General features: G+C 54.2%; 8 protein-coding genes, 1 tRNA gene and 1 pseudogene. 8 read left to right on the top strand and 2 right to left on the bottom strand.

The window, feature by feature from the left end:
- Nucleotides 1-480 precede the first annotated feature (480 nt).
- Nucleotides 481-593: transfer RNA gene (locus C1J02_RS20910), tRNA-Cys, on the bottom strand.
- Nucleotides 594-860: 267 nt separating this feature from the next.
- On the opposite strand from C1J02_RS20910, the gene C1J02_RS12135 reads away from it, so the two are divergent.
- The 5 genes and pseudogenes from C1J02_RS12135 to C1J02_RS12115 form a co-directional block, all read left to right on the top strand.
- Nucleotides 861-2,225 (top strand): site-specific integrase, encoded by a 1,365-nt coding sequence (locus tag C1J02_RS12135; protein ID WP_114878818.1) that lies wholly within the window; start codon nt 861-863, stop codon nt 2,223-2,225.
- Entirely contained in the window at nt 2,222-2,914 is a 693-nt protein-coding gene (locus tag C1J02_RS12130; protein WP_114878817.1) for a hypothetical protein, read from the top strand. Before C1J02_RS12135 ends, C1J02_RS12130 begins: the two co-directional genes overlap by 4 nt.
- 432 nt (nt 2,915-3,346) lie before the next feature.
- Nucleotides 3,347-5,722 carry a phage/plasmid primase, P4 family gene (locus C1J02_RS12125; protein ID WP_114878816.1) on the top strand — a complete coding sequence of 792 codons (2,376 nt, stop codon included), beginning with the start codon at nt 3,347-3,349 and terminating at the stop codon, nt 5,720-5,722.
- A gap of 432 nt (nt 5,723-6,154) precedes the next feature.
- Complete coding sequence (locus C1J02_RS12120; protein ID WP_114878815.1) at nt 6,155-7,540, top strand: IS1182 family transposase; 1,386 nt, start codon at nt 6,155-6,157, stop codon at nt 7,538-7,540.
- Between the two features lie 368 nt (nt 7,541-7,908).
- A pseudogene (locus C1J02_RS12115) lies at nt 7,909-10,248 on the top strand (PAS-domain containing protein); the annotation flags it as partial.
- Between the two features lie 431 nt (nt 10,249-10,679).
- Here the strand turns inward: C1J02_RS12115 and C1J02_RS21305 are convergent.
- Nucleotides 10,680-10,805 (bottom strand): zinc ribbon domain-containing protein, encoded by a 126-nt coding sequence (locus C1J02_RS21305; RefSeq protein ID WP_368073785.1) that lies wholly within the window; start codon nt 10,803-10,805, stop codon nt 10,680-10,682.
- Here C1J02_RS21305 and C1J02_RS21300 point away from each other — a divergent pair.
- Genes C1J02_RS21300 through C1J02_RS12105 form a run of 3 tightly spaced genes read left to right on the top strand, consistent with a single transcriptional unit; the run spans nt 10,753 to nt 12,779 of the window.
- A complete protein-coding gene (locus C1J02_RS21300) occupies nt 10,753-11,121 on the top strand; it encodes a sensor histidine kinase (RefSeq protein ID WP_368073784.1) in 369 nt (122 codons plus the stop codon). The two genes, C1J02_RS21305 and C1J02_RS21300, sit on opposite strands and share 53 nt — an antisense overlap.
- A gap of 9 nt (nt 11,122-11,130) precedes the next feature.
- Complete coding sequence (locus C1J02_RS12110) at nt 11,131-11,520, top strand: response regulator (RefSeq protein WP_114878813.1); 390 nt, start codon at nt 11,131-11,133, stop codon at nt 11,518-11,520.
- Nucleotides 11,517-12,779 carry an adenylate/guanylate cyclase domain-containing protein gene (locus C1J02_RS12105; protein WP_114878812.1) on the top strand — a complete coding sequence of 421 codons (1,263 nt, stop codon included), beginning with the start codon at nt 11,517-11,519 and terminating at the stop codon, nt 12,777-12,779. The genes C1J02_RS12110 and C1J02_RS12105 overlap by 4 nt, the downstream gene beginning before the upstream one ends.
- Nucleotides 12,780-13,056 lie beyond the last annotated feature (277 nt).

The following is a 13,056-nucleotide window of genomic DNA, read 5'->3' as shown; positions in this document are numbered from 1 at the left end:
GCGGGCGTTGTGTAATGGTTAAGACCTCAGTTTTCCAAGCTGATACCTTTGAATAAGTGCTTGATCTGCCGAGAACAATTTTTTCCCGACAAATTACATACAAAAAGCAGCACGCACCTAGTCTAAGTTGCAGCATGTTTTTATTTATTAATGCCCTGTGACTATAAGGATGTTTGACCGTCCTGAATAAGGTCGTGATGATCGTACGGCTTTGAACTGAAAGCTACCTCTACAAACAATTTGTAAATTTTGGATGTTGTGGGCTGCAGGCTCCTAAAGCAGGAAGGGCATCCTCAGCCAGGTCCGTTGCTTTGCATTTGCAGCGCGTGAAATTCCACGTCCAATTTCCAGTCCCGAAAAATACAAAGTAAATTGCTATGCCCATTACGATGTGTTGAATATTTTTGGGTGGGTATGTGTCATCCAAATGAGGGCTTATGCAAAAAAAATGCTTAAGATCAGTATGTTGGCGATTTTATATGGAGGCGAGTAGGAGAATCGAACTCCTGTACACGGATTTGCAATCCGCTGATCTAATATTGAGAAGGTTTGGTGACAAATTCGGTGACAAGGCAATATTTCTTGATCAGGCCTTATATCAAAAAAACCACCAAACTATTGAGCTTAGTGGCTTTTTATGGCTCCGGCGGTAGGGATCGAACCTACGACCAATTGATTAACAGTTATAAGGTTACGGTTTCATAGGCTTTCATATAACTTCAAGGGGTTTCAGTAACACACTGTTTCTGCTTTCATATTTGTATTTTTGACAGGATTGCCTATCTATCTGTTTCAGAGAGCGGTGGCGACTCGGTGGCGATTCCGCCTTCTGATAGCCACTGGCAACCCCGGAGAGAGCAATGCCCGTTATCAAGATCGCCCGCCGCACTGTTGCGGCAATCCAGACGCCGAAAAAGCCGGTGGTCTATTATGACGAGGGCCTGAAAGGTTTTGGGCTTATCGTAAGGCCCTCAGGATCGCGCTCGTGGATTATAGAGTATCGCCCTGGGTCCGGAGGACGAGGGACTGCCAAGAAGCGTGTTGTGCTAGGCAATCCCGAGACCCTCACACCGGAGCAGGCTCGGGATATGGCTAAAGACATGCTGGCTAAAGTTCGCCTTGGGGCTGATCCTGCAGCTGATAGAGCCGAAGCGCGAGCCGCTGATACCGTTGCTGAGATCGCAGGCGAATGGCTTTCCCGCCATGTTGGACCCAAACGCAAGGCCGCAACGGCCAAGCAGTATCGCGCAGTTCTGGACACGCACATTCTTCCCGCCATTGGCACTCGGAAAGCAGCGACGCTGACCCGGAACGACATAGCCAAGCTGCACAGTGCAATCGCCTGCAAAAAGACCGGTGCGAAGAAACCCGGGGCGAGACGGACTGCGGCGCAGAAAACACGGGGCGGCCCGGTCATAGCAAACCGGGCGCTTGCTGTTCTCAAAGCGATGTTCTCTTGGGCAATTGGTCTAGGGCTGCTCCCCGAGGGCACGTCAAACCCTGCAACTGCGGTAGAGGCGTTCAAAGAGAAGGGTCGTGAACGGTTTCTTTCATCGGGTGAAATGCAACTGCTCGGGGACGCTCTTCGGCTCGCAGAAACGGATGGGTTGCCGTGGCAAGTTCAGGAGGATGGTCCCGGTGCAAAGTATTTGCCCGCGCCTGAAAAACGCAGGGTCAGCTTCGATGTTCATTCGGTTGCAGCGATAAGATTGCTTTTGCTGACCGGTGCGCGGGTGCGTGAGATACTCGATCTGGAATGGCAGCATGTCGATTTTGCGCGTGGTATCTTGCGCCTGCCAGACTCGAAGACGGGGGCAAAAGTGATCGTTCTTGGGGCGACCGCGCTATCCGTGCTTGAGGGGCTTCCTCGGGTCGGGCGCTATGTTATTGCATCCAGTTCGGCAGGGACACCGAACGAGAAGCCCCGCGCGGACTTAAAGCGCCTATGGCGTGCGGTTTGCCGAGCAGCCGGGATCGAGGGTACACGCCCGCATGATCTACGCCATTCCAACGCAGCGATAGGCGCAGGGGCGGGGCTATCACTTCATCAAATAGGCGGCCTACTTGGCCACTCTCAGACCAGTACCACGAAACGCTATGCTCACCTTGCCGCTGATCCTCAACGGCGTGCGGCGGACCTGATCGGGGCTGAGATTGGCGCGGCACTTGGTTTAGGTGCAGAAGTCGTGGCGATTGACACGGTTCGGAAGGGCAAGACAGCATGACCGAAGAGCAGAATAATCCATGGGTTTCTGTTCCTGAAGGTGATCCCGATCTTGTGGCTCGGCAACTCTTAGCACTCAGAGACTGGTTTGAACTTCGAGAGGTTTCTGTGAAGGAAGCTGCCTGTGTTATTGCCGGAGTCCTTCCGCCTGAAAAAATTTTAGACAAAAGGTCCATTGGCGCTCGGTTGCCCGGGGTCGGTGCGTGTCTGCCGGGGTTGATTGAATGGGAATACAATCGAGAACTCTTCGACGAAGTCATTGCCGACAGGATCAGAAGAATCGAGGCTTTGCTCGAAGAGAAAAGACCCTTCCGTGGAAAGTCGCTTTCTGACTTCGTCGTCCGAGGCGTTGCTGCTGGATACGCACCACCTTGGCTGGATGCGGCGCGGAATGATCCTGAGTGTCGCGAGTATCTACCCCCGAGTTTATTGTATGGCGAAGCAAAGACGAACCGGCGACCATTGACAGGTAAACAAGTGGCTTCCAAAGGGGGGAAAGCACGGTGGGGCAATGACGATCAAAGATCACAGTTTCTTCCTCTTGTAGAAGAAAAAGTGCGTGATGGAAAAGGTTCTACGGACATACTGAACGAACTGATAGATGAATTCGGTGATGCGCCGCCTCGCAGCACGGTCTTTGGTTGGGCGCAAAAGATTAGAGCAAAACTTAACGACGAAAAGTCAGAATAATCGGCCAAGAGTCTGAGTGCTGGCTCTCGGTCGGGAATTCTGAAAATCTGTGCTTCTGTTTGCGGGTAAATCAAAGCACGGAGACAGTAATGCAAACCGATACACTTCCAATTTACGTAGACACTCCCACGGCGGCTAAGCTGTTGGGCCTTTCCCGGTCATCGCTTGAGAAATACCGTTTCTACCGCGATCCCAGTGGCCCGCCCTATGCCGTTTTCGGGCGTGCTTCTATTCGCTACCACACGCCTAGCTTGCTCGAGTGGGCCGCCGGTCGCACCGTTACCTCGTAGCGGCTTTTATGCGGATTTGAGATCGCACAAAAAGCCGTCAACTGTCGGGCAAATTCTTAAAACCAGCTAAAGAAACGCCCCCTGCCGAGATCAACGGCAAGGGGCGTATATTCCAATACACCAAAGAAAATGGATAACTCAGATGCAAAAGATTAATGCAGTCAAGGCGAAGAGCGTGCAAGCGTTGGATCATCCGGTGACGATCACCAAATTCCCCAGCCAACGCGCTTTAGCAAAGAAGACCATGCGCATGTCCATGCGTAAATTGGCGGTCTGGATCGAACGCCAGACGGCGGCAAGTAAGGACAAGCTGCAGTGGATCAAGCTGTCCACCTTCGGCCCCATCAAGAGCGTCAAGGGGTGCCTTCGTTCAAATGTCAACGTCCTCACCATAACGGGCCTTGAAGCTGACTATGACGCGGGACTCATGACGCCCGAAGAGGCTCGCACAAGACTGGCGAAGGTAGGCGTGGCAGCCCTGATCTACACAACCCCTAGCCATACGGACGATGCGCCGCGCTGGCGTGTCCTGTGCCCCTTCAGCGACCCATTGCCGCCCGAAGCCCGGGATCACCTCATGGCGCAGTTGAACGGCATCCTTGGTGGTGGCTTGGACCCCGCTAGCTTCACCTTGTCGCAAGCCTACTATGCAGGTGGCGTGGAGGGCGGGGCCAAGGTGAAGACCTACCTTTCTGAAGGTGACTTCATCGACAACTTGGAGGGTCTGACCCCGATCTATAAGCACGGCGGCAAGACCAAACCGGAACAGGGCAAAAGCACCGGGGCAAAGACTGGGCTGTCACTGGCGAATTTCCGTGATGCGCTGATGCACGTCCCCAATGACGAGTCAGTGGACCGCTTGGCGTGGATCAAGGTTATGGGCGGCGTTCACCACGAAACGGATGGGGGTGAAGAGGGTCTGGACATGGTTCTAGACTGGTCAAAGCTGCACCCTGACTTTGACGCTGAAGAGACGGAACGGGTCTGGCACTCGCTGGGCCGCGAACAGGGCGGTGCGACCGGGGCGACGATCCTTTCTGAAGCGAAATACCACGGCAATTGGGTGGACCTGTCCGACTTGGACGATGAACCGGAAGGCGAGCCGCGCAAAATGACGCTGGCAGACATTGACGCATTGATGGACGATGATGTGGAGGAGACTAAGCAGCTTGCCCGGGGCTATGACCTGACTGAAGACGGTATTATCCGGGCCTTCACGGACCGGCATGAACGTGAACTTCTTTACGACCACACCGCAATCGCATGGTATCGTTTCGTGGGCCACGTCTGGGTCAAAGAAAAGACCCTGCTCGCGAGGCACTACGCCCGGGCCGTATCCACCGAACTGTCCAAGCGCGACCCCAAGGCCAAGCACCTGAAGAAAGTGGCCGTCTGGGATGCCGTAGAGCGCGGCGCGAGGACCGTCAGGGTTTTTGCGGTCACTTCTGAAGTATGGGACCGGAACCCTTACCTGCTGGGCACTCCCGGCGGCGTGGTTGACCTCAGAACCGGCAAGTTGCGCCCCGGACGCCCAAATGATCACATCTCCAAGGCTACGGCTGCCATGCCCGTTCCGCTGGCCACCTTCGATCCTGAGCGGCATTGTCCGCGCTGGATGGCGTTCTTGAACGAGGCCCTTGGCGGCGATGCGGAGGCTATCCGGTTTCTTCAGCAGTGGTTCGGCTACTGTCTGACCGGGGACACCAGTGAAGACGCTCTGCTGTTTATCTACGGCCCCGGCGGCTCTGGCAAAACGACTATCCTGAACATCATGGCTGAGCTGATGGGGGCCTATGCTATCAACGTCGCCACCAGCACCTTGACCAAGAAAACACACCAAGCCCACGCACAAGAATTAGCGCGGCTGGACGGGGCGCGGCTGGCGTCTGTCAGTGAGACGACCAAGGGAGTCAAGTGGGACGAAAACCTCATCAAATCCTTGACCGGCGGTGACAGGGTTACAGCCAACTTCATGCGCCAGAACAGCTTCGAGTTTGTACCTCAGATGAAGCTGGTCATCGTGGGGAATAATCAGCCTAGCCTGAGCGATGTGGATACAGCGATCCAGCGCCGGTTCAATATCTTGCCCTTCGATCACCCGCCCAAGCGCAAAGACCCCAAGCTGATGGATAAGCTGCGGCGCGAGTTTCGCGGCATACTTGCATGGGCAATGCAGGGCACGTTGGACTGGCAAGCGAACGGACTGGTGCGCCCGGAGGTGGTTCGGCGGGCAACACAAGACTACTTCGACACACAGGACACCTTCGGGCAGTGGCTGGAGGAGCATTGCGAGGTCGGGGCCGGTTATCAGGATACTAGCGAAGCCCTTTGGGTTTCATGGCTGGGTTACGCTAACGCCAACGGCGAAGACCCGGGCAGCAAGACTCGGACATTCCCTGAGACACTGAAGCAGCGTGGCTTCGAGTTGGTGAAAAATGTTCGGGGAAAAAGAGGGCGAGGTTTTAAAGGAATCCGTCTGAAAGAAGAATCTGATAACGATGACGATGAACTTATCTAAGCCATTGATTGAAAGAAATATGGGGCGTGTGAGGCATCTGTTCCGGTTTATCGCCTATGGGCAAAAAGTACTCATAAGAGCGGAATCGGAAGACATGCCCCACATGCCCCAAACACATTGATTGCAGGGCCTTATCTGGTGAAAGGCACGTTGGGTTATTGCAGATGGGCCATTGGGTCGCTCGGGTCCTTCCTCAGTGTGGTGCTCCGTCAGGGGGTGCGCTGAGCCCCGGTCTGCCAGAGTTTTTTGGTATAGGATGGAGAAAAACACCTATTTCTCATGGCGGGCATGTTGGCAGAATGAAATTCTGCAAGGTGAACCAGACTGTTGCGGCACATGTCTAGTCAACGGGGCGTATTTTGTTGAAAAACTCTTCCTTGATCGCGAGATGAACTGCTGATTCAATTCTTATAATTGAGGGGAGGATTGGCGATGATGGGACCCAGGCAGGAAGCTCAGCCAGAGCTGTTCTACGAGTTCTCTCTCGAGGATCACATCCCCATGGATCACCTGCTTCGATCCATCGACCGCTTCGTCGATCTGAGCAGCATCCGGGCCTATCTGGCGGAGTTTTACAGCCACACGGGCCGTCCTTCAGTCGATCCTGAACTGCTGATCCGCATGCTCCTGGTCGGGTATTGCTTCGGCATCCGATCCGAACGGCGGCTCTGTGAAGAGGTTCATCTGAACCTTGCGTACCGGTGGTTTTGCCGCCTGGATCTGAGCGACCGCGTTCCTGACTACTCTACCTTTTCGAAGAACCGGCATGGTCGCTTCCGCGACAGCGAGTTGCTCCGCCACCTGTTCGAGACGACCGTCGCGCGGTGCATCGCCGAAGGCCTCGTCAGCGGCCAGCGCATGGCCATTGATGCGAGTCTGATTGAGGCGGATGCCAACAAACAGAACTCAACGCCAAAGGAAGACTGGGACGCAGCGAGCATTGATCCGGTAGATGCACCCCGCGCAGTCCGCGAGTATCTCGACACGCTGGATGAGGCGGCATTCGGCGCGGCCAGCGAGGTACAGCCGAAGTTCACATCGCATTCTGACCCGGCGAGCCAATGGACAGCGGCACGCAAAGGTCCAGCATTCTTTAGCTACTCCGACAACTACCTGATCGACACTGATCACGGCGTCATTGTTGATGTGGAAGCCACGCGATCAATCAGACAAGCCGAGGTCGGGTCGACCAAGACAATGCTGAAGCGGGTAAAGGAACGGTTCGACCTGCATCCCGAACGCCTGATCGCGGACACTGCATACGGCACGGGGCCAATGCTGGGCTGGCTGGCCGACCGCAAAATCGCACCGCACATTCCTGTCTTCGATAAGTCTGGCCGCAACGACGGAACATGGACCCGCGCAGACTTCGAATGGGATGCCGAGAACGATCAATACATTTGCCCCGAGGGGCAGGAACTCAAGCAGTTCCGTCGCAATTATTCCGACCCAAGCAGAGGGCCGACCGGAAAAGGGACTGCACGATACCGTGCTCTGAAAGAGGTCTGTCAGGTCTGTCCATCCAAGGTCAAATGCTGCCCCAATGCCGATGCGCGCAAGATCACCCGCGAAGAACACGAAGACGCCCGCCAAGTCGCCCGCGACATCGCCAAGACCCGCCAGTACGACATCTCGATGAAGTTGCGAAAGAAAGTCGAAATGCTCTTCGCCCACCTCAAACGCATCCTTGGGCTGGGACGGCTCCGATTACGAGGCCCATGTGGCGCAAATGACGAATTCCTGCTCGCCGCAACCGCCCAAAACCTCCGCAAACTGGCTAAAATCTTTCCTGCACCGCAGCAAACGCGCAAAGCCTGATAAGAAAGGCACTCGGGCTCTATTTAGATCGCCACTTTCTGCGCTCGCAGCACGTTGTTTTTCCACAGAATGGGCGGATTCCAGACCTTCGCCGCGGATGCAAAGTCTTGCCGAAGATTTTCTCATACCGGCCATTCAATTAGAGAAGAGCCGGCACGTTTAATCAATGGCCCTTGTGCATACCTGGGAAGCACAACTCTGTCGGCGCAGAACGTGCCAAAATCTATTCGGCCACTGGCTGAGAACGGAACCAGAAACTGACGGAGGTTCGGGTGAGGACAAAGAGAAACATGAGTGTCACTGCTGTAAGGCAGTTGCCTTAATCTATCCCTTGAAAGGAAACGACTCGACGATTTTTCTACTTAGATATGGCGAATCTGATATGCTTGTTTTGTCAGTGGGGTCAAACCATGGGAATGCCGGTACTACAAATTGAAGAAGGACTTGAACTTCTTGACGTTGGGGTGGGCATTTTTGATCAGGAATTACGACTGACTTACTGTAATCCGGCGTTCCGTGATCTGAGGCAATATCCCGAATTACTGTGTCGCGATCGCGTGCCATTGCAGTCCCTTCTTCAGTTCAATGCCGAACGGGGCGATTTTGGGCCGGGGCGAGTAGATGAACAGGTGGCCGAGCGCATCGCCGAGATCGAATCCTCCCAGGAACGTGAGATAGAGCGCGAAATGGCGAATGGGCAGATCCTTAGGATCCGCTATCGCCGCACATCTTCGAGCGGGCTGGTGCTCACGTTTCAGGATTGTACTGCCGAACGAAACGCTCAACGTGTCCTTGAGGAAAGCAAGGAACGCTATGCTTTAGTAACGCGTGCAACAAGCGACGGCATTTACGACTGGAATGTTAAAGAGGATCAACTTTTCATATCGGACAGCCTGATCCGAATACTGGATTTTGACGCCAATATCGGCACTTCCCTGACTTGGGCCAACCGTTTACACCCGGACGATCTGGCCGGATATGTTGATGCCCTTCGCACCCATTTCAAAAAACAAGCCGAGGCGATCGAAATCGAATACCGGGTCCGCGCCAAGGCAGGTGGGTACAGATGGTTGCATGACCGCGGCGTTGCAGAGCGAGATCATCAGGGGCGGGCTGTGAGACTTGTCGGTGCTATTCGCGACATCACTGAAATGCGCGAGGCGCAGAGCGAACTGGAGCTCACCCGATCCCGCCTGATGGAATCACTGTCTACGATTTCTGATGGTATACTGCTGATCGACCCGGATGACAGGGTCGAGCTTTTTAATGATCGTTACGTCGAGATTTTTGGAAGTGCCGCAGGTAGCGCGGACATGTCCGACATAATTATGGTGGGGAGATCGTTCTTTGACATGATCCGGGACGGTTACAATCTGGGTATGTTCATACCGCATCCCGATGGCGTGGACGCTTGGATCAAGTCGCGCATCGAGGCCTGGGAACAGCCGGTTGCAAAGTGGGAACTTGAACTATCGAATGGGGTGTGGATCCTGCTCAACGAACGGCGCATGCCGGATGGCGGGCGTGTCATGGTTTACACAGACATTTCTGAGTTCAAACAGCGGGAGGCCGAGGCACAGGCGGCCAGTCAGCGGTTCGAAGAGGCGATCGAGGCAATCTCTTCGGGGTTCGCGCTGTGGGACGCGGATGACCGGCTGGTGACCTGCAATACGCGCTATCGCGAGTATTTCTCCGACCTTGATGATTATGTTGTTCCCGGCGCGGTGTTCACCGAGATCATTTCGGCTGGTCTTGAACGTGGATTATTTCCACGCGCGGGAGGGGACATTCCCGCCTATCTCGCGAACATTGCCGAAAAAAGGCAAAAGGCCATTGGGGAAAGTCGCGAACAGTTCGTCAATGGCATATGGTTGCAAATAACCGATCACCGCACCAAGGATGGTGGGATCGTTTCGATTTATACGGATGTCACCGAGCTGAAAAGCAGCCAGTTGGAGATTGAAAAGCAGTCGGATGTCCTGAAATTGACTCTTGAGAACATGGGCCAGGGCATCACCATGGTCGATAAAAACCTCAATACCATCGCCCTGAACGAGAAGTTTCTGCAACTGATGGATTTCCCCCCCGAGAAATTTCATCAGGGTTTCACGATGGAACAGGCGTTCAGATACAACGCCGAACGCGGTGAATACGGGCCCGGAGATTTTGAGGAACAGGTGCGCGAACGCCTGGTGCTATCTGCCAAGTTTCAGCCGCACCGGTTTGAACGCACCCGTCCCGATGGCACAATCGTCGAAGTCGTTGGAAACCCTATCGAGGGTGGCGGATTTGTTTCAACCTATACCGATATTACCGATCGCAAACAGGCCGAAGAATCCCTCAAATCCGCGCTGGCGGAATTCAATGCGGTGCTGGACAACATCGAATATGGCGTCGTGTTCATGGGGCCAGATCTGCGTGCACGGATAGCAAACCGGGCTTTCGCCCGGATCTGGAACGTACCGCCAGAGTTTATCGAAGAAAACCCGGATATTCGGACTCTTATATCATACGTTCAGAAAAACAATTTCTACGCTGTGGAGCCTGAGGATTGGGATAATTGGGTGGACAACCGGATCAAGGCGATCGAAGCTGGAAATATTGCGCCAACCGAGGTGGCGCGGACCGACGGAACGATCGTTAGCTATCAATGTATCGCACTTCCCGATGGTGGTCGAATGCTCACGTATTTCGATATTACCGATCTGAAAAACCGCGAAGCTGAAATTTCCAATGCACGGGATGCTGCCGAAGCGGCACTTGAAGACCTGAAAAATGCGCAACAGCGTCTGGTTCAGGCCGAGAAAATGGCTAGCCTGGGCCAACTGACCGCGGGGATCGCGCACGAAATCAAGAATCCGCTGAACTTCGTCAACAATTTTTCGAAGCTGTCCGCCGAAATGATAGAGGAACTGGCGGAAATTCTGGAAGATCCGATGGCCGCACTGAAACAAGAGGAACGCGAGAATGCCGAGGATCTGTTCGCGACGGTGCGGGAAAACCTGCTTAAGATCGACCAGCACGGCAAGCGGGCAGACAGCATTGTCAAAAACATGCTGCTGCATTCGCGTGAGGGTTCCAACGAGATGCAGATCGTGGATCTGAACGCGCTGACCAAGGAGGGTGTCAATCTTGCCTATCACGGAGCGAGGGCGGCTGACCAAGGCTTCAATGTCGATCTGGTGGTTGAATTGTCCGACGATGTAGGAGGCATTGAATGCCTACCGCAGGACCTGCAGCGGGTTATCCTGAATCTGTGCTCCAACGGTATGTACGAGGCCGCGAAACAGGCAGCATCAGGCGGCGATGCGGCCCGGTTGAATGTTTCGACGACAACTAATGACAACCGGTATCTAATAAAGGTTACAGACAACGGCGGCGGTATTCCCTGCGAAATGCAGGACAAGATTTTCAACCCGTTTTTCACCACCAAACCGTCGGGCGAGGGAACGGGGCTCGGCCTTTCGATCAGTTTCGATATCATCAAACAACATGGTGGCGAGTTGAGTTTTGAAACCCGGCCGGGAAATGGCACGACATTTATCGTAGCCTTGCCGGTGGCCGCATCTTCGGACAGATAGAGGAAACCCATGCTCAAAGTGCTTATGGTGGACGACGAACCCGATGCCGAACTGCTGTTTCGGCAAAATTTCCGACGTGAAATTCGCAAACACATATACGAGTTTCTTTTTGCCCAGTCGGGGAATCAGGCGCTGGAGATTTTGGGACGCAAAGAGTTTCCTGGCGAACTGGTTCTTCTGTCCGACATTAACATGCCGGGCATGACCGGTCTGGAGTTGCTTGACGAGGTCAAGCAGCGCACCCCGAAATTGCCGGTCATCATGATTACCGCTTATGGCGACGCAGATACGGAACACGATGCGAAAAGACGTGGGGCTGTACAACTGGTCTCCAAGCCGGTCGATTTTGAATATCTCAAGGCAAAACTGACGGAATTGTCGGCTCAGTCCGCGCAATGAGCGGCCCGGTTCGCATACTCGTCGTAGATGATGAACCGGATGTAGAGGCCTTGATAACGCAAAAATTCCGCCGTGATATTCGCAAAAAAGAAATGGAGTTTGTTTTCGCTCATGACGGGCAGGAAGCACTGGATGTGCTTGAAACCGATACGGATGTATTGATGGTGCTATCCGACATTAACATGCCTCGGATGGATGGGCTGACATTGTTGATGCATCTGGAGGAACGACATCAGGATTTGAAAACAGTTGTCGTATCTGCCTATGGTGACATGGAAAACATCCGCACAGCGATGAACCGTGGGGCCTTTGATTTTGTAACCAAGCCCATAGAGTTCGACGATTTAGAAGTCACCATCAAAAAGACATTGGGCTATCTGGAAGAACACCGGACTCTGCAGCGCGAAAAGGCCGAGGCAGAACTGGCCCGCGCCACGTTGTCTCGCTATTTTTCACCTAGCGTCGTTGAAACCATGTCGCAAAATTCGGGCCCGATGAAACCGGGCGGAGAGAGGCGCGAAGCTACTTTCCTTTTCACTGATCTAACGGGCTTCACAAACCTCGTCGAGACCACCGATCCCGACATCATTGTCGAGTTGCTCAATGCGTATATCGAAGGCGTTGCCCAGATCGTTTTTGCCAATGATGGCACCGTGATGAAGATTATCGGCGATGCGGTTCAGGCGACCTTTGGCGCGCCCATACGGCAAGCAGATCACGCCGCCCGCGCGGTCAAAAGCGCGCTGGAAATCGACGCCTTTGCAGAAGCTTTTCGATCCGGCTGGAAGGCTCGCGGTGTGGATCTTGGTACAACCCGGATCGGCGTCAATACCGGTGAGGCTATCATCGGCAATTTCGGCGGTGACTCGTTCTTTGATTACACCGCCTATGGTGATGCGGTGAACACTGCTGCCCGACTCGAAAGCGCCAACAAGACGCTTGGAACCCGAATTTGCGTCGGCGAAAGCGTTGTCGCCCAAATAGAAGGCTTCGCGGGCCGACCGGCGGGCCTGCTGATGCTGGCGGGCAAATCGAAGAGTCTGGCCGCATTCGAACCTCTTTCCCAAGAACAAAACCTTTCGGACGTGATGGATGCCTATCGGGCCGCCTATGAACAGCTGGCTTCCGGTGACACATCGGCAAGACAATCCTTTGCCGCCTTGGTCGCGGCGTTACCGGATGACCCTTTGATGCTTTTTCATCTTCAACGCGCCCTTGGCGGTACATTGGACACAATCATCGACATTTCCACAAAATGATTTGATGCAGCCCGTTGTTGGGGCTTTGCCAATGTACGGTTTCGTAAATGTGAGACTTGGGTGGGTGGGCAATCACCATTTTTTTATCAGGCTCGACTGTAGAATTCACGCTGCCATTGTCGGGATGAAGATTGCTGCGCGAATGGTCGAAATGCGAGAGCTGCAGCGCGGCATCAACGCGATCGGTGAATGGCCGGTTAGGGCCGGAATCGCCAAACCTTCCGGCGGGCAGCAGCTACCTGTTGGAATAGTGCGAGCCTGAAAGGCAACGCTCTCT

Origin of the sequence: Sulfitobacter sp. SK011 (assembly GCF_003352065.1) — a bacterium.
Lineage (GTDB): Bacteria > Pseudomonadota > Alphaproteobacteria > Rhodobacterales > Rhodobacteraceae > Sulfitobacter.
The sequence above is the reverse complement of the archived record's forward strand: the minus strand, read 5'-3'. Positions and strand labels throughout refer to the sequence as shown.